The sequence below is a fragment of the Polymorphospora sp. NPDC051019 genome (genome assembly GCF_040683055.1).
Lineage (GTDB): Bacteria > Actinomycetota > Actinomycetes > Mycobacteriales > Micromonosporaceae > Polymorphospora > Polymorphospora lycopeni.
In genome coordinates this window covers 16,098-40,414 of the sequence record NZ_JBFBCH010000002.1, presented here as the reverse complement: position 1 = coordinate 40,414, position 24,317 = coordinate 16,098, and the positions used below count along the sequence as shown (strand labels likewise).

Genomic DNA, 24,317 nt, shown 5'->3' with positions numbered 1-24,317 from the left:
TCCGGGGTCAGAACGGGATGTCGTCGTCGGCGCGGGCGCCGACGACGGCGAACGGGTCGGCGGCCTGGGTCAGCGACCGCAGCGTCTCCGACGGGGCGTTGCCCGCCTCGGACTTGCGGGTCGCCCAGGCCGGGAACGGGAACTCCAGGCAGAGCGGGACCGGGATGTCGGGCTGGTTGACGAACATCGTGCCGGGCTTGGCGAGCAGCGCCCGCTGCCGCTGGGCCGGTGGCAGGAAGCCGTATTCGGGGCGGGACGCCTCGGCCGGGTCGAGCCGGCCGACGACCCGGATCGCCGAGTTGGTGACGATCCGCCGTTCGACCTCGCTCGCGGTCTGCTGCGCGCCGACCAGGATCACGCCGAGGGAGCGGCCCCGCTCGGCGATGTCGAGCAGCACCTCCTTGATCGGCGAGGAGCCCTCGCGCGGGGCGTACTTGTTCAGCTCGTCGAGGACCACGAACAGCAGCGGCTTGGCGGTGCCGGCCTTCTCCTTACGGGTGAACTCGTTCTTCAGCGTCACACCGACCACGAACCGTTGCGCCCGGTCCGGCAGGTTGTGCAGGTCGACCACGGTCACCTGGGCGCTGTCGGCGGTGTTGATGGTGTGCGGCCGGCGGGTCGCCAGGTCGCCGCGGATCAGCCGGGCCAGGTCCTTCTTGCTGCCGATCAGCCGGCGGGCGAACGCGTTGACGGTGCCCAGGCCGACCGCGCTGCCGGCCCACTCGCGGCGGGTCTCCTCGTCGTTGACCTGCTCCACGACGTGGTCGACCAGATCGCCGTACGAGCCGATCCGCACCCCGTCGAGGCTGATCCCGCCGTCGGCCGGCCGGGCGTGCCGGGCCAGGTGCGCGGCGACCGAGTGGACCACCATCGTGTACTGCTGGCGCTCGTCGTCGGCGTCGGCGAACACGTAGGGCAGCAGGCCGTCGGCGCAGAACTCGGAAAGCGTCCAGTAGAAGCTGTCGACGCCGGCCGTCCGGCTGGTCACGTCCGGGGTGCCGGTCGGGTCGCCGACCCGGGGCGGGGCGTAGACCCGTACGTCCGGGAACGGTCCGGCCGGCAGGCCCAGCTTCGCGTACGCGGCCACCGTCGCGTCGTCGAGCCGGGCGTTCGGGTGGTCGAGGAAGAGCAGGTCCTCGCCCTTGACATTGAAGATCAGCGCCTTGGCGTTGACCGCGTCGCCGCCCAGTTGGCCGGACCGGAACACCGAGTAGAGCAGGAACGTGGCGAAACTGGTCTTGGTCGCCACCCCGGAGATGCCGGAGATCGACACGTGCGCACCGCGCTGCCCGTCGAGGAAGTCGGCGTTGAGATAGACGGGTACGCCGTCGCGGCCGGTCCCCATCGGGATCCGCCGCTCCATCCGGTCGAAGTGCAGCGCCCGCGCCCGCGCGTCGCCCTCGGCGCGGTGCACCGGCGCACCCGGCGCCGGCGGCACGTAGACCTCCGGGTCGACCCGGGTCGTGGTGATCTCGGCCGCCTCCTGCACCTGGGCGGGGAGCGTGCCGTCGGCGATGGCGAACACGTCGGAGTCGAACTGGGCGCCCTCGTGCCGGGCCCGGACCTGGGTCACCACCCCGGCGATCGTCACCGGCTCGCGGTCGGGAAGTTCCCGGCGGGTCACCACCACGTCGTCGAGTTGCAGGAAGCTGTCCGGTGCGACGGCGGTCCAGAACGAGAGCGGGGTCGCGTCGGCGGTGCCGAGCACCCGCCCGACCGGCTCGCCGGCCCCCTCGGTCCCGATTTCTCCGTCAGTCACGACAGGTATCCTGCCCCACCCCACCGACACGGCCGAAACCTCGACGGCGTACCCGGCGTGTCCGTACATTGCGTCACTTCCCGGCACCCCTGTGTGACGGGGTGGTGGGTGGGTAGCCTTTGCCGCTGACCGCCGAAGGAGGCACGAATGGGTACGGACGCGCGATCGCCGAGGATCCTCTCCGTCTCGTGGGGGCGGATGGAGGTCGAGGGCCTGGAAGCGGGCAAGGACTTCAAGCTCTATCCCGGTGGCGGCCGGCCGTGGGACTGGACCGAGACCGGCACCCAGCACCAGCCCGGCATCCAGCCCGCCGACGTCGAGGAGCTGCTCGCCGCCGGCGCGACCACCGTCGTGCTGTCGCGCGGGATGGAGTTGCGGATGCACGTCACCCCGCAGGCGCTGGACCTGCTGGGGGAGCGGGGCGTCACCGTGCACGTCCTGCCGACCGAGGAGGCCGTGGCCGTCTACAACGACCTGGTCGACGGCACCCCGGTCGCCGGCCTCTTCCACTCCACCTGCTGACCGGGAGTTGCCGTGAGCGCGGAACCGGTCGCCGGGCCGATGCCGGCCGGCGCGCGCCTCAGCCGACGGTCCGGCTGGCGTAGCCGGCCGAGATCTCCTCGTAGCCGTCCCACACGTCCTCCCACTCCAGGCCGGCGGCGTAGCGCTCCAGGGTGTCGAGGATGAGGTGCCAGCCGATGGCGAAGTCGCGGGCCGGTTCGGCGACCAGTTCGCGGTGGGTGAGGGTGAGCGTGGTCCCGGCGACCGCCGGTGTCAACTGCCAGAGCACCGCGGAGTCGGGCACGCCCGGCCACTCCCAGGTGTGTTCGAGCAGGCCCCGCTCGCCCGGCGCCTCCAGCCCGGTGACGACCCCGGTGGCCGCGCCCTCGTCGCCGAAGTCGTAGTGCACCCGGCCGCCGACGTGCGGCTCGATCACGCAGCCCGGCATCCAGACCCGGAGTTTCCCGGGGTCCACGAGCGCGTTCCACACCCGGTCGAGCGGATGGGCGAGTTCGCGTTCGAACCGGATCCGGAAGTCTCCGCCGGACCCGATCCCGAGGGTGCCGAAGCGGGCTTGTTCGATGGGCATGTCTTCTCCGTATCAGATCTGTCCGGTGTCGAGTGCCTGTTCGAGGGCGTCGAGGCCGCGGTTCCACCGCACGCGTTGCTGTTCGAGCCAGTCGGCCGCGGCGTCGAGGGCGTCGGGGTTCAGCGCGTAGACGCGGCGGGTGCCCTCCGGTCGCACGGTCACCACGCCGGCCGCCAGAAGCGCGCCCAGGTGCTGCGAGATGGCGGGCCGGCTGATGTCGAAGCGGGCGGCGATCGCGCCCGACGTCAGGCTGCCCGAGGACAGTGCCTCCACGATCCGGCGCCGCACGGGGTCACCGAGAACATCCAGAACCTCCACGGGCCGGAGCTTAAGTCAATGCTTACGTAAGTTGCAACTTAATTAGGGTAAGTCGGGCTGCGTCACGTCGGTCGACGCTGTCTCGTCCCACCGGCATGGACACTTTTCTGTGGATCGCGCAACTCCTGCTGGCGGTCGTCTTCGCCGGCTCCGGAGCGGTCAAGAGCACGATGGACCGGGACCGGCTGATCACGACCGGGCAGACCGGGACCGCGCTGTTCCCGATGCCACTCGTACGGTTCGTCGCCGGCTGCGAGATCCTGGCGGCGGTCGGGCTTGTGCTGCCCTGGGCCACCGGCATCGCCCCGGTGCTGACCCCGCTGGCCGCCGTCGGCCTGTGCGTGGTGATGGTCGGGGCGGCCTGGTCGCACGCCCGGCTCGGCGAACCGCGCGCGGTCGCGGCGAACGCGCTGCTCTTCGCGCTGGCACTGGCGGTGGCGATCGGCCGGCTGGCCGACCTCGCCTGAGCGGGCGGTGGCCGGTGCGACGGCACCGGGTCGGTTATGGTCGACCGGCCATGCACGAAGCCTTCGAAGCCCATCGGTCCCACCTGTTCGGGGTGGCCTACCGGATGCTGGGAATCCGGGCCGAGGCGGAGGACGCGGTGCAGGAGACGTGGCTGCGCTACGCCGCCGCCCGCCCCGACGTGACCGACCTGCGGGCCTGGCTGACCACCGTGGTCGCCCGGATCTGCCTGGACGTGCTGCGCTCGGCCCGGGTCCGGCGCGCCGCGTACGTCGGGCCGTGGCTGCCCGAACCGCTGGTGTCCCGGCTGCCGGCCGACGACGACCCGGCCGAGACCGCCGTACGCGCCGAACAGGTCAGCCTCGCGCTGCTGGTGGTACTGGAACGGCTCACCCCCGAGCAGCGGGTGGCGTTCGTCCTGCACGACGTGTTCGGTGTGCCGTTCGCCGACATCGCGACGGTCCTGTCCGTCAGCCCGGCCGGCGCCCGCCAGCTCGCCTCACGCGGCCGGCGGGCGGTGGACGCCGTGCCGCCGGCGCGGCTGTCCGGCGGTGCCGCCCCGGCCGAACAGCGCCGGGTGCTGGCCGCGTTCCTCGCCGCGGCCGAGCGCGGCGACCTGGCCGCGCTGGTCCGGGTGCTCGCTCCGGACGTGGAGTTCGTCGGCGACGGCGGCGGGCTGGCGCCGTCGGTCCGCCGGCCGCTGGTCGGTGCGCAGGAGGTGGCCAGGCTGGTCGCCGGGTTGTTCCACCAGGCGAGGCGGCGGGATCCGCGCTGGGAGACGGTGCTGGTCAACGGCCGCCTCGGCTACCTCGTCGAGGCCAGGGACCTTCTCGTGGTCGTCGCGCCGATCGTGGCCGACGGTGCGATCGTGGCCCTCTACCACATGTTGAATCCGGAAAAGCTGCGCGACGTCCCCCGCCCCGGACCGTCGGCGACCGCCCGGCCACCCGGGGTGGGGCCGGACGACGGGTCGCCGGATGCTGGAGCGTCGTCGCCGCGGTGACCGCCGGCGTCCGTCACCACTGCGGCGAGCAGGGGTGCTCCTCGAAGGTCACGAACGGGGTCCATTCGCCCCACTGGAACTGGTAGCCGTCGCACTCCACATAGACCCCGCCGACCGCCGTCGTGAGGCTGCCGTCGGTGTAGTACAGGGTGGTGCACCAGTGGTTCATCTGGCAGTACCGGGCCTGGGCGGGCGCCGCGGGCAGGGCGACGACGGTCGCGGCGGCGAGGGCGAGGGCCAGCAGGGCACGACGGATCATGGCGGTCTCCTCCGGTTTCCACCCGCGGGGGCATCCGCTAAGTATTGACGTAGATGATTTCGTTGGGGTGTCGGAAACGCAAGGGACACCCACGCGTCCCGGACAGCCCGGCGCCACGGTGGCGCTATGCTGTGCGCGGCGGGTCCTACGCCATACCTCCTGACCAGGCGCCCACGCCGCCCGGCGACGCGGAGGCAAAGGGGACGCAGGTGCCTCGGGACTGTGCGACAGGTCAGGTCCACTCTTCATCCGGCCGACCGTGACCGGGCGTGGGAAACGGGCGCGCGTACGGCCGTACGGAGCACGACATGACCGGCAAGAAGCAGCTCAAGGAACGTATCCGGGCCCGGATGGCCGCCACCGGCGAGCGTTACCTCACCGCCCGGCGGCACGTGGTGACCGACCAGCCCGCCCCGACCGTCGACCGCGGCTGGACGCTGCGGGGCGGCGTCCACCCCGAGTCCGCCAACCTCGCCAACGTCCTGGCCCACCACCGGGTACGGCACGACGGCGCCCCGCTGTCCGAGGCGATGCTCTTCGGGATCGGCGGCGGGCTCGGCGCCGGCTACATCCTGTGGGAGTTCGCCGCCCACCGCACCTGCTGGGTGACGCTCGGGTTCCGCAACCGCTGGCAGTACCAGACCTGGACGCCGGACACCCTGGCCCGGATCGGGATCCCGGCCGAGGTGCACCGTACCGCCGGGGCCAGGGGAGCGGCCGCCGCCCTGGACGCCGCCCTCGACGCCGGCCGACCGGCGATCGTGCTGCCGGACCGGCAACTCGTCGGCTACTGGCACCTGCCGGCCCACCACGACGGGCACGGCGGGCACCCGGTCGTCGCGTACGCCCGCGCCGGCGGCGGCATCCGCGTCGACGACCGCAACCTCCGGCCGCTCACCGTCGACCGCGCCGACCTGGACCGGGCTCGGGCGCGGGTGGTGTCGTACAAGAACCTGCTCATCGAGGCCCGGCCGGCGGCTGGCCTCGAACTCGACGGCGCGACCGTGCGCGGCGCGGTCGTCGCCGGGCTGGCCGACTGCGCCGCGCACCTGTCGGCGCCGTCGACGTCGTTCTCGCTGCCGGCCTGGCGCAAGTGGTCGCGGCTGATGACCGACGGCCGCAACGCCAAGGGCTGGCCGAAGGTGTTCGCCGACGGGGCCGGGCTGACCGGGGCGCTGCTGTCGATCTGGGAGGCCGTGTCGCCGGCCGGGATCACCGGCGGAAACCTGCGCGGGTTGTACGCCACGTTCCTGCGCGAGGCGGCCGGGCTGCTCGACTCCCCGGAACTGGTCGAGGCTGCCGAGGCGTTCGACGCTGCCGCCGGGGCCTGGCACGAGGTGGCCGAGGCGGCGTTGCCGGCGTCGGTGCCGGCGTTCGCGCGGATGCGTGAGCTGACCGCCGAACTCGGCGGGGCGGTCGTCGCCGACGGCGACGCCGGCCGGGACACCGCGGCGGCGGCCGCGGCGGGACTGGCCGGGCTGAGCCGCGAGTACGCCGAGGTGCCACCGCTGGATTCGGCCGGGATCGCCGACCTGTTCGCCGCGACCGGCCGGGCCCTGGCCGAGGCGTACGCCCTGGAGGTGGCGGCGGTCGGCAAACTCGCCGCCGCCGTCGCGCCGCCGCCGCGCTGATCAGGCCGCCGCGCTGATCAAGGAGAAACCGTGCCCGGTCCGTGCGTTTTGTCGCGCGACAACTCCTTGATCAGCGCGGCTCGGGCGCGGGCCGGACAGGACGGTCAGCGGGTGTAGCGGAGCATCAGGACGTCGTCGGCGGCGAGCGCGTGCCGCAACCGCATCGTGCGGGGCGGGCTCGCCGGACCGGCGGTGATCCGGCCGGCGCCGGCACCGGTCAGCAGCGGCGACACGGTCAGGCAGACCTCGTCGACCAGGTCTGCGGCGGTCAGCCCGCCGAAGAGGTGCGGGCCACCCTCGCACAGCAGTTGCCGGTGCCCGCGTCGGTGCAGCAGGTCGACCGCCGCGCCGAGGTCGACCGCGTCGTCGCCGACGGTCACCAGGTCGGCGACCTCGGCCAGGTCGGGCCGGTGCGGCGCCCGCCCGTGGGTGAGGATCACCGGCCGTACCGGCGCGTCGGCGAACGCCGCCTGCCGGGGGTCGAGGTCGAGGGCGCCGGAGACCACGACGAGCGTCGGGTACGCCGGGAGCCCGCGCGCCACCCGCCAGGCCCGGCGGCGCTCGTCGAGGCGCAGCGCCCGGTAGCCCTCGTGACGCAGGGTTCCGGCGCCGACGACGAGGGCGTCGCAGAGCATCCGCAGGACGCCGAACACCCGCTTGTCCGGCCCGCCGGACAGCCCCTCGGAGTGTCCCTCGATCTCCACCGCCCCGTCGGCGCTGGTGACGAAGTTGACCCGCAGGGTGGCTTCGGCGGGGCGGCCGTACAGGTCGGCGATCGTGTCGTCGTCGATGCCGGCGGTGGCCGGATCGGGTGACAAGCGGCGGATGGCGGTCATTCGCCCGCCGGTCCGGTCACGGGAGGGGTCGGTACGGCGGTACGGTGCTGGCAGTCGCACCAGTTGCGACCCCGACAGTCGTCGTGTCGGCGTTCCCGGCACGCGCGGCAGATCATGGGGGAAGCCTAGCCCGAAGGATGCCAGGCCATGCCGCGTCAGATCTTCCAGCTCAAGGTTTCGCTGTCCGACGTGTCCCCGCCGGTGTGGCGGCGGGTGCTGGTGCCGGGTGGTTACACGCTCGACCGCCTGCACCGGGTGGTCCAGCACGCGATGGGCTGGCAGGACTGTCACCTGCACTCGTTCGACATCGGCGGCCAGCAGTACGGCGAGCCGGATCCGGACGGCGAGCTGACCCTGCGCGACGAGTTGGACGTACGCCTCGACACGGTGGGGGCGAAGGGGACCCGGTTCCTCTACACGTACGACTTCGGCGACTGGTGGGAGCACGAGATCGTGGTGGAGGACGTCTTCGGCGCCGAGCCGGGGGAGCGTTACCCGGTGTGCGTCGACGGCGGCCGGGCCTGCCCGCCGGAGGATGTCGGTGGCGCGTTCGGCTACGAGCAGTTCCTGGTCGCGGTCTCGGATCCGGCCCACCCCCGCTACGCCGAGCTGCAGATGTGGATCGGCCGCCCGTTCGACCCGTGGACCTTCGCCCCCGACCGGGTGACCACCCTCCTGCGCCGCCTGGCGTAGCTCTCTTCCCGGCTCCCTTCCCGGTCGCCCGCCCTGCCCGGCCCCGCCCCGAGATCCGCGTGATCAGGGAGTAGGTCGGGCGGGTCGTCGGCGTGCCGTGCCGTCCGGTCCCTGATCACGGTGATCAGGGAACCCGTCACGCCGCGCCCGACCACCGCGATCCGCCGACGGCCGAGCCCCGGTCCGGCCCTCCGCCGAGAGGGCGGCGGTAACGAAATGGGAACGCTCCCAAGGGTCTATTGACACTCAGGAAACGTGTCGGCAATCTCATGGGAGCGCTCCCGGCGGTGTGTGGTCCACGCCACGACACCGAGTTCCGTGTGCGGAGAGATCCCCCACCACCAAGAAAGACATCACGACCTGAGAGGGGTCAGGATGATCGTCACGCCCCGCCGTCGGCGGATCGCGGCTGCCGCACTCGCGTCCGTCGCGGTCTTCGCCGCGACCGCCTGCGGCAACGACTCGGACTCGGCCGACCCGAACGAGCCCATCACGCTGATCGTCGACGTCTTCGGCGACCAGGGATTCGGATACGAGGCCCTGTACGAGCAGTACCAGGCCGACAACCCCAACATCAAGATCCAGGAGCGCGGCAAGGGCCTGGGCCTGGGTGACTACAACACCCGCCTGACCCAGCAGATCACCGCCGGTGCCGGCGCGGGCGACGTGGTCGCCATCGAAGAGGGCACGATCGTGCAGTTCTACGCCCAGGCCGACAAGTTCGTGAACCTGGCCGACCACGGCGCGAACGACCTCAAGGGCAACTTCCTGCCGTGGAAGTGGGAGCAGGGCAGCACTCCGGACGGCAAGGTGCTCGGCCTCGGCACCGACGTCGGCTCGATGGCGATCTGCTACCGCACCGACCTGTTCCAGGCCGCCGGCCTGCCGACCGACCGCGAAGAGGTCGCCAAGCTCTGGCCGACCTGGGACGAGTTCATCGCGACCGGCACGAAGTTCGCCGCCGCCGACAAGAAGAACAAGTTCGTCGACGCCGCGACCAACTTCTTCAACGTGGTGCTGAGCCAGGTCGCCGGCGCCGGCACCGGCTACACCTACTACGACAAGAGCAACAACCTGGTCCTGGAAAGCAACCCCGACGTCCGGACCTCGTTCAACCTGACCACCAAGATGATCCAGGCCGGGCTGTCCAACAACCTCCAGTCGTTCTCCAACGAGTGGAACGCCGGCTTCAAGAACGCGACCTTCGCCACCATCGCCTGCCCCGCCTGGATGACCGGTGTCATCAAGGGCCAGGCCGGTGACGCCGCGGCCGGCAAGTGGGACATCGCCAAGGCCCCCGGCAACGGCGGCAACTGGGGCGGCTCGTTCCTCGGCGTGCCGAAGTCGAGCAAGCACCAGAAGGAGGCCGTCGAACTGGCCAAGTTCCTGAGCAGCGCCAAGGGCCAGGTCGAGGCGTTCAAGAAGGTCGGCAACCTGCCGTCGTCGCCGCAGGCCCTGACGGACGCGGCGGTCGCCTCCGCGACCAACGACTACTTCAACAACGCGCCGACCGGCACCATCTTCGCCGCCGGTGCCACCGAGCTGAAGCCGGTCTACCTCGGCCCGAAGAACCAGGCCGTGCGGACCGCGGTGGAGAACGCGCTGCGCGCCGTCGAGCAGGGCCAGGCGCCCGACGCGGCCTGGCAGGACGCGGTCAAGAACGGTGCGGCCGCCGGTAAGTAACCGGCCGCAGAGGGTCGGGGCGACGCCGTCGGCGTCGCCCCGACGCCGCGTCCACTCCCAGTTGGAGGATCCATGAGCCTGGATTTCGACACGGCTTCCCCGGCCCGGTCGCGCGGCCGCCGGGCAGAGCCGAAGCCGGACCGCGAGCGCCGCCGCTCGCTGACCCGGCTGGACCTGAAGTATTCGCCGTACCTGTACGTGCTGCCGTTCTTCGTGATCTTCGCGATCTTCGGCGCGTACCCGATCGTCTACACGGTCTGGATCGCGCTGACCGACCGGTCGCCGCTGAACACCACGATCTCGTTCGTCGGCCTGGACAACTTCGTCGAGCTGCTCACGAACGACCCCCAGTTCTGGAACGCGGTCCTCAACACGTTCGGCATGTTCATCATGTCGACCGTCCCGCAGCTTCTGCTCGCGCTGATGCTGGCCAACGCCCTCAACCGCCGGATCAAGGGCCAGACCTTCTTCCGGATGGCGATCGCCATGCCGATCATCACGTCCACCGCCGTCGTGGCGCTCATCTTCTCAATGATCTACTCCCGGGACTTCGGCCTGGTCAACTGGGCGCTCGACCTGGTCGGCATCGATCCGATCGACTGGCGCGCCAACCGCTTCGCCTCCTGGTTCGCGATCTCCACGATGGTCGACTGGCGGTGGATCGGCTACAACGCGCTGATCTACCTGGCCGCCATGCAGTCGATCTCCAAGGACATGTACGAGGCCGCGTCGCTCGACGGCGCGTCCCGGATCCGGCAGTTCTGGTCGATCACGATCCCGCAGCTACGTCCGACGATCATCTTCACGCTGATCATCTCGACCATCGGCGGCCTGCAGCTCTTCACCGAGCCGCTGCTGTTCACCAGCGGTTCGGGCGGCCTTTCGGGCGGCTCCCAGGGCCAGTTCCAGACGATCACCATGTATCTGCTCGACGTGATGAACCAGCGCTTCCGCTGGGGGTACGCCGGCGCGGTCGCGCTCGTCCTCTTCCTGCTCATCGCGTTCATGTCGGTCGTCAACTACCTGCTCGCCCGTCGAATCAGCTCGGACAAGTGAGGCATCCGCGATGACCACGACCATGGTGCGCCCGCCCGTATCCAACCGCCGCAAGAAGCCCGCCGACCACGGCTCCGCCGGCGAGAAGCTCTTCAGAGCCACCCCGCTGACCTGGATCGGCCTGGTCGCCGGTGTGATCCTGTCGCTGTTCCCGTTCTACTGGATGATCGTCATCGCGTCGCGGACGAACGACGCCGCGAACGCCTGGCCACCGCCGTTCCTGCCCGGCGGCAAGCTCGGCGAGAACGTCGAACGGGTGCTGTCCAACACCGACGCCAACATCCTCACCGGTCTGCTCAACTCGTTCCTGGTGTCCGGCACCATCACCGTCGCCACCGTCTTCTTCGGCTCGCTGGCCGGGTTCGCCTTCGCCAAGCTGAAGTTCCGCGGCAAGAACGCGATGCTGCTGGTCATCCTGGCCTCGATGATGGTGCCGATCCAGCTCGGCGTGCTGCCGCTCTACATCCTGATGGCCGAACTGGAGTGGCTCAACCGGATGCCCTCGGTCATCGTGCCGTTCCTGATCGGCGGCTTCGGGATCTTCATGATGCGCCAGTACGCCGAACAGGCCGTACCCAACGAGCTGATCGAGGCCGCCCGGGTCGACGGCTGCTCCACCTGGCGGATCTACTGGCACGTCGTGGCACCGGCCCTGCGCCCGGCCGCCGCCGTACTCGGCCTGCTCACCTTCATGGAGCAGTGGAACCAGTTCTTCTGGCCGTTCGTGGTGCTCGCCGATCCGGCCAACCCGACCGTGCAGATCTCCCTCCGTACGCTGAACTCGGCGTACTTCGCCGACAACTCGCAGATCTTCGCGGGTACGTTGATCGCGACGCTCCCGCTCTTCATCGTGTTCATCCTCTTCGGCCGCCAGATCATCGGCGGCATCATGGAAGGCGCCGTCAAGTCGTGACCAAGCCCGCTGACCCGCAGACCATCCCGCTGCTCGACGAGCGGGTGACCTTCCCGCCCGAGTTCCTCTGGGGGGCCGCCACCGCGGCCTTCCAGATCGAGGGTGCGGCGGCCGAGGGTGGCCGTACCCCGTCGATCTGGGACACCTTCAGCCGCACCCCGGGCAAGGTGCTGCACGGGCACACCGGCGACGTCGCCTGCGACCACTACCACCGGTTCCGCGACGACGTACGGCTGATGGCCGACCTCGGGCTGAAGTCGTACCGGTTCTCGGTCGCCTGGCCGCGGGTCCAGCCGGGCGGCAGCGGCCCGGCCAACCAGGAGGGGCTGGACTTCTACCGGCGGCTCGTCGACGAGCTGCTGGAGAACGAGATCGAGCCGTGGTTGACCCTCTACCACTGGGACCTGCCGCAACCGCTGGAGGACGCCGGCGGCTGGCCGGTCCGCGACACCGCGGCCCGGTTCGCCGACTACGCCGCGCTCACCCACGCCGCCCTCGGCGACCGGGTCCGCTACTGGACCACGCTCAACGAGCCGTGGTGCTCGGCCTTCCTCGGGTACGGCTCCGGCGCGCACGCCCCGGGCCGCAGCGACGGCGGCGACGCCGTACGCGCCGCACACCACCTGATGCTCGGCCACGGGCTCGCCGTACAGGCGATCCGGGCTGCCCGGCCCGACCACGACCTCGGGGTGACGGTCAACCTCTACCCGGTCACGCCGCAGACCGACGCGCCCGGCGACCTGGACGCCGCCCGCCGGATCGACGGCCTCGCCAACCGGATCTTCCTGGACCCGATCCTGCGCGGCGAGTACCCCGCCGACTTGATCGAGGACCTGCGGGACGTCACCGGGTTCGAGCACGTGCACGACGGCGACCTCGCCGTCATCGGCACCCCGCTGTCGGTGCTCGGCGTCAACTACTACAGCCGGCACGTGGTCGCCGCCCCGGTCGAGGGCGCCGAACCCGAGCCGTACTGGCGGGCGCCGTCGTCCTGGCCGGGCAGCGAGGACGTGCGCTTCGTCACCCGTGGCTACCCGGTCACCGACATGGACTGGGAGATCGACGCGCCCGGCCTGGTCGAGATCCTGCGCCGGGTCCACGACGAATACCCCGAGGTGCCGCTGTACGTCACCGAGAACGGCTCCGCGTTCGTCGACCGGGTGGTCGACGGCCGGGTCGACGACCCGGAACGGCTCGCCTACTTCGACGCCCACCTGCGCGCCTGCCACGAGGCGATCGAGGCCGGTGTGCCGCTTCGCGGCTACTTCGCCTGGTCGCTGATGGATAATTTCGAATGGGCCTGGGGATACACGAAGCGGTTCGGCATGATCCACGTCGACTACGACAGCCAGTTGCGGATTCCCAAGTCGAGCGCCAGGTGGTACGCCGAAGTGATCCGACGTAACGGGCTGGCCGCACAATAGGGCGAGATCGGCCAGCACCAGAGGCGACCGGCGCCCGCCCCCCACCCGGGGCGGCGCCGGCCCGTCGGACGTCGGAGGAGCAGACGATGACAACCCAGCGCACCCGCTCGCTCGGGCGGCCAACCCTCGACGCGGTCGCCGCCCGCGCCGGGGTCGGCCGGGGCACGGTCTCCCGGGTCGTCAACGGCTCGCCGCAGGTCAGCCCGGAGGCCCGGGCCGCGGTGCAGCAGGCCATCGCCGAACTCGGCTACGTGCCCAACCGGGCCGCCCGCGCCCTGGTCACCCAGCGGACCGACTCGGTGGCGCTGGTCGTCTCCGAGTCCGAGGAACGCGTCTTCGGCGAGCCGTTCTTCGCCGGGATCGTGCGCGGAATCAGTTCCGGGCTGCTGGAGACCCCGATGCAGCTCTGGCTGGCGATGGCCCAGTCGCCGGCCGAGCGGGAACGGGTCGAGCACCACCTGACCAGCCAGCACGTCGACGGCGTGCTGCTGCTGTCGCTGCACGACTCCGACCCGCTGCCGACCCTGCTGGAGCAGCGCGGGCTGCCGACCGTGCTCGGCGGCCGGCCGGCGCGGATGCTCCAGCCGGGCGCCCAGGGGTCGTACTTCGTCGACGTCGACAACGCCGGCGGCGCCCGGCAGGCCGTCGAATACCTCTTCGCCGACGGCCGGACCCGGGTCGCCACCATCGCCGGCCCACAGGACATGGGCGTCGGCGTGGCCCGGCTCACCGGCTACCGCACGGCCGTCGAGGCCGGCGGCCGCCGGGTCGACGACACCCTGATCGCGTACGGCGACTTCAGCGAGGCCAGCGGGGCGTCGGCGATGCGCCGGCTGCTGGAGTTGGACGCCGACATCGACGCGGTGTTCGTGGCGTCGGACCTGATGGCCTGCGGGGCGCTGCGGGCGCTGCGCGAGGCCGGCCGGCGGGTTCCCGAGGACGTCGCCGTCGTCGGGTTCGAGGACGCGCCGATCGCGCGCCAGTCCGACCCGCCGCTGACCACTGTGCACCAGCCGGTGGAGGAGATGGGCCGGCAGATGGCCCGGCTGCTGGTCGCGCGGATCCGCCGCGAGGAGCTGGCACAGCCGTACGTCCTCCTCGACGCCCACCTCATCCCCCGCGCCTCCGCCTGACCCCCGCCCCGCCCCGCCGCGCCGCGCGAGCGCCCCGCCGTGCGCGCGGCGCGGGGTGCGGCGCCCGCGCCGGAGGCGCGCGTCGATCTAGGACAAGTGTTCCGGCGAATCGACCCGAAACAGGCACGCCTTCTCCTTGATCAACGGGCCGGGAGGGTCGCCAGGGCCGGGGGTGCGGGACGGGACGGCGGCGGGGCACCTGCGGTTCCGAGGAACCCGGGGCAAGCGGCGTGTGTGCGGGGCAGAGTGGGAGGCGCGGCGACACCGTGTCGTGCTCCCCTGAACGGGTGATACCGGATCGGCCGTCGCGTCAGAGTTGGGCTGTTGCTGCCGGGTCATGGCACGGCAACAGGGGCGAAACGCCCACCCGGCAGGCTTTGGATCGCGAGTGCCGGCGTCGTCCTGCGCCGGGACCGCCGAGAGGAAGGGCTGAGATGTTGCTGAGGGTTCGGGTCACCCTGCCGGACCGGCCGGGAGCGCTCGGTCAGGTGGCGCGCACGCTGGGCGTCGCCGGCGCCGACATCGTCCAGGTCGTGGTGCTGGAGCGGCTGGGCGGCCGGGCCGTCGACGACTTCACCGTCGTCTGGTCGGGTGCCTCCCGCGTCGACCGGCTGCTCGCCGGCCTCGCCGCGATCCCCGGTGTGCAGGTCGACGGGGTGTGGCGGGCGATCGGCGCGCCGACCACCGGCGGCCAGGACGCCGAACTGCTGGCCCAGGTCGCCGCGAACCCCGCCGACGGGCTCGCCACCCTGGTCGACGCCGTACCCGGGCTGCTGGCCGCCGACTGGGCGGCCGCGGCGGTCGTACCGGCGGACTGGGCCGCCCGCAGCGGCTCCGGGCCGCGCCCGACCGAGGGGAACGGGACGGGCGGCGGCGAGCCCGCGGTCGCGTACGCGAGCTGGCGGGCTCCCGTACCGCTGGTGTTGCCGGAGGTGACCCCGCTGCGGGCCCGGTCGATGGACGGTCCGGTCGGCACCCGTTACGCGGTCGCCCCGTTCGGTCGCGCCGGCCTGGTGCTGATGCTGACCCGGGTCGACGGCGAAGGGCTGCCGGCGGCGGCGTTCCACGTCACCGAGGTCGACCGGATCGCCCAGCTGGTCCGGGCGGCCGCGGTCATCCTCGGCGACCGCCTCGACCTGGTGACCGCGCCACCGGCCGTCACGCAGTCGTGAGTTTTCCGGTCGGGAGAAGTCACCGCCGGGCAATCTGAGGGAAACAGCCGGCCCGCACTGTAGGAGGTGCGGGCGGCGGGACCGGTGGTCCCGGCGGCAACCCCGGCGAAAGGAGCAGATCATGGCGCTGTGGCGGATCCGGGCGACGGTCGACGACCGGCCGGGATACCTGTCCGTGCTGGCCGCGAGTCTCGCCCTGCGGTCGGTCAACATCCTCGCCGTCCAGGTGCACACGACCGAGGCGGGCGCGGTCGACGATTTCCTCGTCGACGCCCCGGACACCCTCGACGAGGCCGACCTGCTCGCCGCCGTCGAGCGGGGCCGCGGCCGGGACGCCTGGGTGACCCGGGCCGAGGCGCAGGGGCTGGCCGACCAGCCGACCCGGGCGCTCGGGCTGGCGGCCCGGCTGGTCCGCGACCCGGAATGCCTCGGCGAGCTGCTGCGGAGTCTGCTCGGCGCCACCGCCGTCACCTGGCGGCCGACGCCCGGCCGGGCCCGTGCCGGCTTCACCGACACGGTGTTGGGCCTGCCCGATCCGGCCGGCGGCTGCTACGAGATCCGGCGGGACGCGCCGGTGTTCACCCCGGCCGAGTACGCCCGCGCACAGGCCCTGGTCGAGCTGGCGTCGTCGATCACCCGGCGCACCGACGAACTGGTCACCGTGGTCCTGGTCGACGGATCGGAGGTGACGGTCCGGCCGGCCACGCCGGACGACGCCGGTGCGCTGGCGGCGATGCACGACCGCTGCTCGGCCGGCGCCCTGCACCGCCGCTACCTGACCGGCGGCGCCCCGTCACCGGCCCGGCTGGGCCGGCTGCTCGACCCGGCGCACGGCGTGACCCTGGTGGCGACCGCCCGCGGCGCGGCCGGCGGCGAGGGGGAGCGGGTCGTGGCCATGGCGAGCATGGTCGCCGAGGGCCGCGTCGGCGAGGTGGCGGTCCTGGTCGAGGACGCCTGGCAGCGCCGCGGCCTGGGCACGGCGCTGCTGCGCCGGCTGGTCACGAACGCGGGCCGGGCCGGGTTCGCGGCGCTGGTCGCGTACGGCCATGCCGACAACGTCGCGCTGCTGCGCACGGTGGCCCGGATGGGCCGGCCGGGGCCGGTCGACCGCGACGGCGACCTGGTGAGCGTCACGATGCCGCTGGTGGCCCGGGCGGCCGCCGGGCGGACCACGACTCCCGCTGCCGCCGGGGCGGCCTAGCGGGGCACGACTCGGTGGCCCGGTTTCTGGTGCAGGGCCGGGCCACCGGTGGACCTTTCTGGGGTGTGTAAGAAAAGGGGGTTCCCTCCTTCCCGTGGGACGGCGGGAAGGAGGGAACCCCCTGTTTTCTCAGGTCGTCGGGTAGCGGCTGTATTCGGGGAAGTTGCCGTAGAGCCCGTCGCCCGCACCCACGGTCACCGCCTCCACCAGCAGGTCGCCGCCGACGAACGCGCCCTTCCACGACGCGCCCCGGCCGCCGAACGGCTCCTCGCGGTCGCCGCGCGAGCGCGGCTTGTTGATCCCGACCTTGAACGCCTGGAGGTCGACGGCGAGCTTCGCCGCCTTGTCCTCGTCGTCGCAGGCGAGGCTGGCGACCAGGGCACCGTTGGAGGCGTTCATGGCGGCGAGCAGTTCGTCCTCGGTGTCCACGACGACGATCGTGTCGACGGGGCCGAACGGCTCGGCGTGCATCAGCCGCGACCGGCCGGGCGGGGCGAGCAGCACCGCCGGTGCCACGTACGCGGAGGTGTCCTGCCCGTCCAGGAACGGCGCCCCGTCGAGCCGGCCCCGGTAGAGCGGCACCGCACCGCCCTTGACGGCCTCGTCGACCTTGCGGCGCAGCTCCTCGGCCTTGGCGCCGCTGATCAGCGGTCCGAAGTCGAGTTCCGGCAGCGGGTCGCCGGACGTCCAGTCGTCGCCGACGGCGAGCGGGTGTCCGAAGCGGACCGACCGGACGACGGGCAGGTACATGTCGAGGAACTGGTCGACCAGTTCCCGCTGTACGACGAAGCGCGGGTAGGCGGTGCACCGCTGCTTGCCGTACTCGAAGCCCTTCTTCAGGTGCTTGGCCAGCATGTCCCACTGGGAGAACTCCCAGATGCCCCAGGCGTTGAGGCCCTCCTGCTCGATGAAGTGCCGCTTGTCGGAGTCGAGCAGTGCCGCGGCGACCTTGCCGCCGTTGGAGCGGCCGCCGACGAACGCGACCGCGCCGATCTCGGGGGCCCGGACCAGCACCTCGGACAGTTCCTCGCCGCTGCCGGAGAGCAGGGTGGCGGGCAGCCCGGCGCGGCGCATCAGGGCGTGGGCGACGGACAGGCAGACCGCGCCGCCCTGCGACGGGGTCTTGGCGATGACGGCGTTGCCGGCCAGCAGTTGCACGAGTTCGGCGTGGACGAGCACGCTCATCGGGTAGTTCCAGCTGGCGATGTTGCTGACCGGGCCGGGCAGCGGTTCGCGGCCGTCGGCGAGCATCCGGTCGATCTCCTCGACGTACCAGCGGACGCCGTCGAGCGCCCGGTCGACGTCGGCGCAGGCCAGCCGCCACGGCTTGCCGATCTCCCAGACCAGCAGCATGGCGAGCAGGTCGCGGTTGACGGTCAGTTCGTCGAGGGCCTCGGTGACCCGGGCCTTGCGCTCGGCGAGCGGGGTGGCGGCCCAGTCACGGTGCTCGGCGGCGGCGAACGCCACGGCGGCCCGGGCCGACTCGCCGTCGAGCCGGGGCAGGTTGACCAGGACGGTGTTGTCGATCGGGGTGCGGACCGGGGTCGGGGTGCCGGACGACTTCCAGGACCCCTCGACCAGGTTGCGCAGGGTGTCGCCGTCGAATGCCTCGGGGGCGGCGGCAGCGGCACGGGCGAGGGTGTCCGCCCATGCGGTGCCGTCGGCAAGGCGCAAGGCCATCGCAGTCTCCTCGTGAGGTGTGACCAGAGTTGGCGGCGGCTTCGGTGGCACCGCTGATCTAGGCCGTACTGTGCCGGTCACGAAGAGCAGCGGCAACCGTACGCCCGTATACCAGGACGGATTGGCCGATGCCAACTCTCGATCATGCCGAATGGATCGCCGCCATGTGCTCTCTGAGCTGGGGTGATGCTGAAAATCAATCCAAGATCATGGATGATGCGATGCATCTCACTAAACCGGAAAGCGCTTTCCCTTGACGAGGATCGGGCGCAGTGTCACTACGAGCAGCAACCACCACGGCGGCACCACGGCGAGCAACCCGACGAGCCACGGCAGCCGCCACCACGGTCCCGGCCCGCCCTGCGGCGCGGTCGTCTCCGCCGCCGGCACGATCCAGCCGCCGGCGGTCAGCGACCACACCAGGAACGCGTCGCCGACCGGCAGCAGGCCACCCAGATAGCGCCGCTGCCCACCGCTCTCGACCGCGAACCCGGTGGTCTCGGCCAGCCCGGACAGCGCCGCCGCGGTACGCCGGTCGCCGAACAGCACCGCGTCGCCCAGTGCCACCACGCTCGCCGATGCCGACATGCCAAGGATCAGCGGCCCGGAGTCGACGTCACCGGGCAGGTCGGTGCCGCGCGGGTGCTCGCGTACCCCCGGGGCCCAGAAGGTGGTCGAGGCGAACAGGTCGCGGAAGCGGACCCAGTCGCGGGTCGCGTCCTGGGGATAGACCTCCCGCAGGAACCGCAGCGCCACGGTCTGCGAGGTCGCCCGCGCGCCCTCCACCGGGAAGCCGGTCTCCGGGTCGACCCGGTGGGCCAGCAGTCCGGTCGCCGGATCGCGCCGGGCGTCGGCGGCGGTACGCCAGCGGGCCAGCAGCCCGCCGTACGTGTCGGTGCCGGCCAGGTGGTCGGCCAGCCGTACGGCGGCGATCCCGACCGCGCTGTCGACCGGCCACGCCTGCCCCGGATAGGCGGTCAGGAACGGCGAACCGGTGGCGGCCAGCCGCGTCTCGAACGCCCCGGCCAGCGCGCCGACGTCGGCGGCGAGCCGCTCGGCGTCGTACGGCGCTGCCGTCGGGCCGCCGGCCAGCCGTACCACGCCGCCGCGCAGCCAGCCGCTCCAGCCGGCGTGGAAGACGCCGTACGGCGGGTCGAGGGTGGGGCTGAACGGAGCCCGCCCGGCGTCGGAGTCGAGCGCGTCCAGGGCCCGCCGCGCCTCCCGCAGTGCCTCGTCGCGCCGGGCCGGATCGCGGTCGCCGACGTCGAGCCAGGACAGTCCGTAGAGGACGTACAGGAAGAAGTAACCCTCCGGGAAGAGTTGCTGCATCCGCTGCGCGGCCCTGTCGTCGATGGCCCGGCGCAGGAACTCCAGGCGGGGCAGCGCGTCGGCGGCCACCGCCCGGTCGGAGCGGTCCAGCGGGCTGCGGGCGTGGAGCCGGACCACCAGCACGGTGCCGGCCAGCGTGGCGACGGCCGCGACCAGTGCGACGAGAGCGGCGACCGCCCATCGTGGCCGGCCCGGGCCGGTGGGGGTGCGGCGTTCCGGGGGAGGTGTTCGGTCCACTCCGGCACCGTAGACCTGTCCCGCCACCGGGGGTTCTTCACAAACCCACAATCTCCCGGTTACATTGTCCAGGATCCATGGGAGCGCTCCCGGCCGGTCCTGGTCCCCGACCATGAGCCAGTCGAACGGACCTCCGTCGCCCGAACGGATGACGGGCGGCGGTCGGCCGGGAGCACCCCCACCCGCCACCGCCACCCGGTCGTGCCACGGAAGAGGGGCGGATGCGCCCACATCCGCCCCAGGTGTCCTCCGCTGCGCGTCGCCGCGTGCGGCTCCACGGACAGGAGCAAGTCTAGTGCGCCCAACCTTCGGGCCGGCCTGGCTGAAAGGCCGAGGTGAACGGCCCCTCGGCCGGTGGCGGTCCCGCCACCGGCACGACCCGCCGGCCACCGTCCCCGCCCGCGGCACCGTGCCGCGACCGACCGCCGGGGTCGCCGTCGCCACGGCGGCCGCCGTGGCCGTGGCGGCCGCCCTCGTCGTCACGGCGACCAACCCGGCACCGGCCACCGCCGCCCCGGCCTACAACTACGCCGAGGCCCTGCAGAAGTCCCTGCTGTTCTACGAGGCCCAGCAGTCCGGCCCGCTGCCGGACTGGAACCGGGTCTCCTGGCGCGGCGACTCGGCGCTCACCGACGGCGCCGACGCCGGACTCGACCTCACCGGCGGCTGGTACGACGCCGGCGACCACGTCAAGTTCGGCTTCCCGATGGCGTTCAGCGCCACCATGCTCGCCTGGGGCGCGGTGGAGTACCGCGCCGGCTACGTCGCCTCCGGCCAGCTCCCGCACCTGCTCAACAACCTGCGCTTCGTCAACGACTACTTCATCAAGGCGCACCCCGCCCCGAACGTGCTCTACGGGCAGGTCGGCAAGGGCGACGACGACCACAAGTGGTGGGGACCGGCCGAGGTGATGCCGATGGCCCGCCCGGCGTACAAGATCGACGCCAGCTGCGGCGGCGCCGACCTGGCCGCCGAGACCGCCGCCGCCATGGCGGCCAGCTCCATGGTCTTCCGGCCCACCGACGCCGCGTACGCCAACACCCTGGTCGGCCACGCCCGCCAGCTCTACACCTTCGCCGACACGGTCCGGAAGTCCTACCACGAGTGCATCACCGACGCGACGAGCTTCTACCGGTCGTGGAGCGGCTACCAGGACGAACTCGTCTGGGGCGCGATCTGGCTGCACCGGGCCACCGGTGAGGCCGCCTACCTGACCAAGGCCGAGACCGAGTACGACCGCCTCGGCACCGAGCCGCAGACCAGCACCCGCTCCTACAAGTGGACGCTGGCCTGGGACAACAAGCAGTTCGGGGCGTACGTCCTGCTGGCCAACCTGACCGGCCGGCAGAAGTACGTCGACGACGCCAACCGCTGGCTCGACTACTGGACCGTCGGTGTGAACGGCGAGAAGGTCCGCACCTCGCCCGGCGGCATGGCCGTCCTGGACACCTGGGGCGCCCTGCGCTACGCCGCCAACACCGCGTTCGCGGCGCTGGTCTACAGCGACAAGACCACCGACGCGACCCGCAAGACCCGCTACCACGACTTCGCCGTCCGGCAGATCAACTACGCGCTCGGCGCCAACCCGCGCAACTCCAGCTACGTGATCGGCTTCGGCGCCAACCCGCCGAAGAACCCGCACCACCGCACCGCACACGGCTCCTGGTGGGACAGCCAGACGGTGCCGGTCGAGACCCGGCACGTCCTCTACGGGGCACTGGTCGGCGGGCCGTCCTCGCCCGACGACGCCTACCGCGACGACCGCGGCGACTACGTCATGAACGAGGTCGCCACCGACTACAACGCCGGCTTCACGTCCGCGCTGGCCCGGCTGACGTCCCAGTACGGCGGCACCCCGCTGCCGAACTTCCCGCAACCGGAGAGCCCGGACATCGACGAGGTCACCGTCGAGACCACGGTCATGCAGGCCGAGCCGCGGGCGACCGGGATCAAGGCGATCGTCTACAACAAGTCGGCGTTCCCGGCCCGAGCTCTCAAGACCTCGAAGTTCCGCTACTACTTCCGGCCCGACGGCACCGGACCGGTCACCGTCACGCCCGGCTACACCCAGGGCTGCCCGTCCCCGACCACCGCCCGCCAGTTCAGCGGCGACGTCTGGTACGTCGAGATCGACTGCACCGGGTACACCATCGCGCCGGCCGGCCAGTCGGCGCACCGGATGGAGGTCCAGTTCAAGATCGGCGTACCGGAGGGTGGCACCTGGAACCCGGCCAACGACCCGTCGTACCAGCCGACGGCCGGGCCGAACCGCAGGGTGACCCTCTACGAGGCCGGTACCCGGATCTGGGGCGACGAACCCGGCACCACCCCGCCGCCCACCACGCCGCCCCCGACGACCCCGCCGCCCACGACTCCGCCCCCGACCACCCCGCCGCCCACGACCCCGCCACCCACGACCCCGCCACCCACGACGCCGCCGCCGGCCGGATCGTGCGACGTCAGCTACGGCACCAACGACTGGAACAGCGGGTTCACCGGCACCGTCACGGTGCGCAACACCGGCGGTACGACGGTCAGCGGCTGGACGCTGCGGTGGACGTTCCCGACCGCGGCGCAGCGGGTCACCCAGTCCTGGTCGGCGACGGTGACCCAGTCCGGCGCGCAGGTGACCGCCACCAACGCGGGCTGGAACGGCACCCTCGCCCCGGGCGGCTCGACCTCCTTCGGCTTCAACGCCGAGCACGGCGGCAGCAACCCGAAGCCGTCCACCTTCACCCTCAACGGCACCGCCTGCACGGTGTCCTGATCGCGCGCCGGCTCCGGGCGGCCGTTCCCACCCACCCGGAGCCGGCCCGACGGACACCGTGCCACCCGCCCCGCCCGCCGTGCCGCCCAACGGGGCGGCGGGCGGGGCACCCCGGGGGCGCGCCGTGCCGCCCGCCCGCCGCGCATCGAGCGGCCGTGCCGCCTGCCCGCCCGGCCGCCGCGCATCGAGCGTCGATCAAGGACAAGTCGTCCGACGAACCAGGGCAAGGCGGGCACGCTTTCCCCTCGATCGCGCCAGCGCCAGCGCCACCCCGGCCCGGGTCCCGGCCGGCGCTCCGGTCCGCGTCCCGGCCGGCGCTCCGGGCCCCGTGATCCGGGTGATCAGGGAGCGTGTACCTCGCCACGCCGGCGACACGCGCGATTCAGTCCCTGATCACGCGGATCATGAGGGGGCGCGGACTATGAGGGCGGGGTGCGGCGGCCGTGTTCCACGCAGACCGCGGACCAGCCGGCCGGGAGGATCTGGACCTTCATCCGCCGGCGGCACGCCGGGCAGTAACGCGGCGGTTCCAGCTCGCGGGCCGCCACGCACGCCGCGTGGTCGCCCTCGCCCGCCACCTCGCCGCAGCGGTCGCACCAGGTCGCCGGCACCGTCGTCGTCACAGCGTCTGGGAGAGCGCCTTGACCGGCATCCTCAGGTCGTCGAGCAACGCCAGGTCGGCGGTCGCCGGCCGGCCCAGCGTCGTCAGATAGTTGCCGACGATCACCGCGTTGATGCCGCCCAGCAGGCCGTCCCGCGTACCCAGATCACCGAGGGTGATCTCACGGCCGCCGGCGTACCGCAGGATCGTGCGCGGCATCGCCAGCCGGAACGCGGCGATCGCGCGCAGCGCGTCGCGGGCCTCGACCACCGGCCGGTCACCCAGCGGGGTGCCGGGACGCGGGTTGAGGAAGTTCAGCGGCACCTCGTGCGGGTCGAGTTCGGCCAGCTGCGCCGCGAACTCGGCCCGCTGCTCGACCGACTCGCCGAGCCCCAGGATGCCGCCGCAGCACACCTCCATGCCGGAGGCGCGCACCATGGTCAAGGTCTCCCACCGCTCCTCCCAGGAGTGGGTGGTGACGACGTTGGGGAAGTACGACCGGCAGGTCTCCAGGTTGTGGTTGTAGCGGTGCACGCCCATCTCGACCAGCTCGTCGACCTGGTCCTTGGTGAGCATCCCCAGCGACGCCGCGACCTGGATGTCGACCGCCTCGCGGATCGCCGCGACCCCCTCGCGCATCTGCTTCATCAGCCGCGCGTCCGGGCCACGTACGGCCGCCACGATGCAGAACTCGGTCGCCCCCGTCGCCGCCGTCTGCCGTGCCGCCTCCACCAGCGACGGGATGTCCAGCCACACCGAGCGCACCGGCGAGGCGAACAGCCCCGACTGCGAGCAGAAGTGGCAGTCCTCCGGGCAGCCGCCGGTCTTCAGCGACACGATCCCCTCGACCTCGACCTCCGGACCGCACCAACGCATCCGTACGTCGTGCGCCAGTTGCAGGGCCGCCGACAGGTGCTCGTCGGGCAGCCGCAGGATTTCGAGGACGCCGGCCTCGTCGAGGCCGACACCGCCGTCGAGCACCTGGGTGCGGGCGCGGTCGAGGATCTCTGGCATGGTCGTACCCTACAAGGCGTCCTTCTGCCCGGACACCACGTGGGGAGTGATCA

Annotated in this window: 22 protein-coding genes; 13 read left to right on the top strand and 9 right to left on the bottom strand. The window is 72.3% G+C overall.

Annotation, left to right across the window (positions count from 1 at the left end; genetic code table 11):
- Positions 1-7: 7 nt before the first annotated feature.
- Positions 8-1,759 carry an ATP-binding protein gene (locus AB0M79_RS04375; RefSeq protein WP_364207714.1) on the bottom strand — a complete coding sequence of 584 codons (1,752 nt, stop codon included), beginning with the start codon at positions 1,757-1,759 and terminating at the stop codon, positions 8-10.
- 147 nt (positions 1,760-1,906) lie between these two features.
- Here AB0M79_RS04375 and AB0M79_RS04370 point away from each other — a divergent pair, with 147 nt between their 5' ends.
- Positions 1,907-2,281 carry an Mth938-like domain-containing protein gene (locus AB0M79_RS04370; RefSeq protein WP_364207712.1) on the top strand — a complete coding sequence of 125 codons (375 nt, stop codon included), beginning with the start codon at positions 1,907-1,909 and terminating at the stop codon, positions 2,279-2,281.
- A 58-nt stretch (positions 2,282-2,339) separates the two neighbouring features.
- Here the strand turns inward: AB0M79_RS04370 and AB0M79_RS04365 are convergent, their stop codons facing one another.
- Together AB0M79_RS04365 and AB0M79_RS04360 are read right to left on the bottom strand one after the other, a co-directional pair.
- Entirely contained in the window at positions 2,340-2,849 is a 510-nt protein-coding gene (locus AB0M79_RS04365) for an SRPBCC domain-containing protein (protein ID WP_364207710.1), read from the bottom strand.
- Positions 2,850-2,861: 12 nt separating this feature from the next.
- Complete coding sequence (locus AB0M79_RS04360; protein WP_364207708.1) at positions 2,862-3,167, bottom strand: metalloregulator ArsR/SmtB family transcription factor; 306 nt, start codon at positions 3,165-3,167, stop codon at positions 2,862-2,864.
- Between the two features lie 95 nt (positions 3,168-3,262).
- Here AB0M79_RS04360 and AB0M79_RS04355 point away from each other — a divergent pair, with 95 nt between their 5' ends.
- Both AB0M79_RS04355 and sigJ read left to right on the top strand, forming a co-directional pair.
- On the top strand, positions 3,263-3,634 hold the full coding sequence (locus tag AB0M79_RS04355) for a DoxX family protein (RefSeq protein WP_364207706.1): 372 nt from the start codon (positions 3,263-3,265) through the stop codon (positions 3,632-3,634).
- Positions 3,635-3,684: 50 nt separating this feature from the next.
- The gene (gene sigJ, locus AB0M79_RS04350; RefSeq protein WP_364207704.1) at positions 3,685-4,635 is read left to right on the top strand and encodes an RNA polymerase sigma factor SigJ; all 951 of its coding nucleotides are present in this window, start codon (positions 3,685-3,687) and stop codon (positions 4,633-4,635) included.
- 13 nt (positions 4,636-4,648) lie between these two features.
- On the opposite strand, the gene AB0M79_RS04345 is transcribed toward sigJ, so the two are convergent.
- On the bottom strand, positions 4,649-4,894 hold the full coding sequence (locus AB0M79_RS04345; protein WP_364207702.1) for a DUF6289 family protein: 246 nt from the start codon (positions 4,892-4,894) through the stop codon (positions 4,649-4,651).
- Positions 4,895-5,163: 269 nt separating this feature from the next.
- On the opposite strand from AB0M79_RS04345, the gene AB0M79_RS04340 reads away from it, so the two are divergent.
- Entirely contained in the window at positions 5,164-6,525 is a 1,362-nt protein-coding gene (locus AB0M79_RS04340) for a BtrH N-terminal domain-containing protein (RefSeq protein ID WP_364207700.1), read from the top strand.
- Positions 6,526-6,629: 104 nt separating this feature from the next.
- Here AB0M79_RS04340 and AB0M79_RS04335 read toward each other — a convergent pair whose 3' ends face one another.
- A complete protein-coding gene (locus AB0M79_RS04335) occupies positions 6,630-7,361 on the bottom strand; it encodes a pyrimidine reductase family protein (RefSeq protein WP_364207698.1) in 732 nt (243 codons plus the stop codon).
- A gap of 147 nt (positions 7,362-7,508) precedes the next feature.
- Here AB0M79_RS04335 and AB0M79_RS04330 point away from each other — a divergent pair, with 147 nt between their 5' ends.
- The 8 genes from AB0M79_RS04330 (at position 7,509) to AB0M79_RS04295 (ending at position 16,636) form a co-directional block, all read left to right on the top strand.
- Positions 7,509-8,054, top strand: coding sequence for a plasmid pRiA4b ORF-3 family protein (locus AB0M79_RS04330; protein WP_364207696.1), 546 nt, complete (start codon positions 7,509-7,511; stop codon positions 8,052-8,054).
- A 375-nt stretch (positions 8,055-8,429) separates the two neighbouring features.
- Entirely contained in the window at positions 8,430-9,737 is a 1,308-nt protein-coding gene (locus AB0M79_RS04325) for an extracellular solute-binding protein (protein ID WP_364207694.1), read from the top strand.
- Between the two features lie 72 nt (positions 9,738-9,809).
- Complete coding sequence (locus tag AB0M79_RS04320; protein WP_357536188.1) at positions 9,810-10,793, top strand: sugar ABC transporter permease; 984 nt, start codon at positions 9,810-9,812, stop codon at positions 10,791-10,793.
- Positions 10,794-10,803: 10 nt separating this feature from the next.
- Entirely contained in the window at positions 10,804-11,706 is a 903-nt protein-coding gene (locus AB0M79_RS04315) for a carbohydrate ABC transporter permease (RefSeq protein WP_357536190.1), read from the top strand.
- Positions 11,703-13,130 carry a GH1 family beta-glucosidase gene (locus AB0M79_RS04310; RefSeq protein ID WP_364207692.1) on the top strand — a complete coding sequence of 476 codons (1,428 nt, stop codon included), beginning with the start codon at positions 11,703-11,705 and terminating at the stop codon, positions 13,128-13,130. Before AB0M79_RS04315 ends, AB0M79_RS04310 begins: the two co-directional genes overlap by 4 nt.
- A gap of 86 nt (positions 13,131-13,216) precedes the next feature.
- A complete protein-coding gene (locus AB0M79_RS04305; RefSeq protein WP_364207690.1) occupies positions 13,217-14,263 on the top strand; it encodes a LacI family DNA-binding transcriptional regulator in 1,047 nt (348 codons plus the stop codon).
- Positions 14,264-14,697: 434 nt separating this feature from the next.
- Entirely contained in the window at positions 14,698-15,435 is a 738-nt protein-coding gene (locus tag AB0M79_RS04300) for an amino acid-binding protein (RefSeq protein WP_364207688.1), read from the top strand.
- Between the two features lie 121 nt (positions 15,436-15,556).
- Entirely contained in the window at positions 15,557-16,636 is a 1,080-nt protein-coding gene (locus AB0M79_RS04295) for a GNAT family N-acetyltransferase (RefSeq protein ID WP_364207686.1), read from the top strand.
- Positions 16,637-16,765: 129 nt separating this feature from the next.
- Here AB0M79_RS04295 and AB0M79_RS04290 read toward each other — a convergent pair whose 3' ends face one another.
- On the bottom strand, positions 16,766-18,316 hold the full coding sequence (locus AB0M79_RS04290) for an aldehyde dehydrogenase family protein (RefSeq protein WP_364207685.1): 1,551 nt from the start codon (positions 18,314-18,316) through the stop codon (positions 16,766-16,768).
- 231 nt (positions 18,317-18,547) lie between these two features.
- Positions 18,548-19,882 carry a hypothetical protein gene (locus AB0M79_RS04285; RefSeq protein ID WP_364207683.1) on the bottom strand — a complete coding sequence of 445 codons (1,335 nt, stop codon included), beginning with the start codon at positions 19,880-19,882 and terminating at the stop codon, positions 18,548-18,550.
- Between the two features lie 454 nt (positions 19,883-20,336).
- On the opposite strand from AB0M79_RS04285, the gene AB0M79_RS04280 reads away from it, so the two are divergent.
- Entirely contained in the window at positions 20,337-22,649 is a 2,313-nt protein-coding gene (locus AB0M79_RS04280) for a glycoside hydrolase family 9 protein (protein WP_364208766.1), read from the top strand.
- Positions 22,650-23,068: 419 nt separating this feature from the next.
- On the opposite strand, the gene AB0M79_RS04275 is transcribed toward AB0M79_RS04280, so the two are convergent.
- Positions 23,069-23,272, bottom strand: coding sequence for a hypothetical protein (locus AB0M79_RS04275; RefSeq protein ID WP_364207681.1), 204 nt, complete (start codon positions 23,270-23,272; stop codon positions 23,069-23,071).
- The gene (gene bioB / locus AB0M79_RS04270; RefSeq protein WP_364207679.1) at positions 23,269-24,264 is read right to left on the bottom strand and encodes a biotin synthase BioB; all 996 of its coding nucleotides are present in this window, start codon (positions 24,262-24,264) and stop codon (positions 23,269-23,271) included. Before bioB ends, AB0M79_RS04275 begins: the two co-directional genes overlap by 4 nt.
- Positions 24,265-24,317: the final 53 nt, after the last annotated feature.

What these genes read in the sequence shown, in the direction of transcription:
- AB0M79_RS04370 (WP_364207712.1), top strand. Translation starts at nt 1,907, where the DNA reads ATGGGTACGGACGCGCGATCGCCGAGGATCCTCTCCGTCTCGTGGGGG.
- AB0M79_RS04365 (WP_364207710.1), bottom strand. Translation starts at nt 2,849, where the DNA reads ATGCCCATCGAACAAGCCCGCTTCGGCACCCTCGGGATCGGGTCCGGC.
- AB0M79_RS04355 (WP_364207706.1), top strand. Translation starts at nt 3,263, where the DNA reads ATGGACACTTTTCTGTGGATCGCGCAACTCCTGCTGGCGGTCGTCTTC.
- sigJ (WP_364207704.1), top strand. Translation starts at nt 3,685, where the DNA reads ATGCACGAAGCCTTCGAAGCCCATCGGTCCCACCTGTTCGGGGTGGCC.
- AB0M79_RS04345 (WP_364207702.1), bottom strand. Translation starts at nt 4,894, where the DNA reads ATGATCCGTCGTGCCCTGCTGGCCCTCGCCCTCGCCGCCGCGACCGTC.
- AB0M79_RS04335 (WP_364207698.1), bottom strand. Translation starts at nt 7,361, where the DNA reads ATGACCGCCATCCGCCGCTTGTCACCCGATCCGGCCACCGCCGGCATC.
- AB0M79_RS04330 (WP_364207696.1), top strand. Translation starts at nt 7,509, where the DNA reads ATGCCGCGTCAGATCTTCCAGCTCAAGGTTTCGCTGTCCGACGTGTCC.
- AB0M79_RS04325 (WP_364207694.1), top strand. Translation starts at nt 8,430, where the DNA reads ATGATCGTCACGCCCCGCCGTCGGCGGATCGCGGCTGCCGCACTCGCG.
- AB0M79_RS04320 (WP_357536188.1), top strand. Translation starts at nt 9,810, where the DNA reads ATGAGCCTGGATTTCGACACGGCTTCCCCGGCCCGGTCGCGCGGCCGC.
- AB0M79_RS04315 (WP_357536190.1), top strand. Translation starts at nt 10,804, where the DNA reads ATGACCACGACCATGGTGCGCCCGCCCGTATCCAACCGCCGCAAGAAG.
- AB0M79_RS04305 (WP_364207690.1), top strand. Translation starts at nt 13,217, where the DNA reads ATGACAACCCAGCGCACCCGCTCGCTCGGGCGGCCAACCCTCGACGCG.
- AB0M79_RS04300 (WP_364207688.1), top strand. Translation starts at nt 14,698, where the DNA reads ATGTTGCTGAGGGTTCGGGTCACCCTGCCGGACCGGCCGGGAGCGCTC.
- AB0M79_RS04295 (WP_364207686.1), top strand. Translation starts at nt 15,557, where the DNA reads ATGGCGCTGTGGCGGATCCGGGCGACGGTCGACGACCGGCCGGGATAC.
- AB0M79_RS04290 (WP_364207685.1), bottom strand. Translation starts at nt 18,316, where the DNA reads ATGGCCTTGCGCCTTGCCGACGGCACCGCATGGGCGGACACCCTCGCC.
- bioB (WP_364207679.1), bottom strand. Translation starts at nt 24,264, where the DNA reads ATGCCAGAGATCCTCGACCGCGCCCGCACCCAGGTGCTCGACGGCGGT.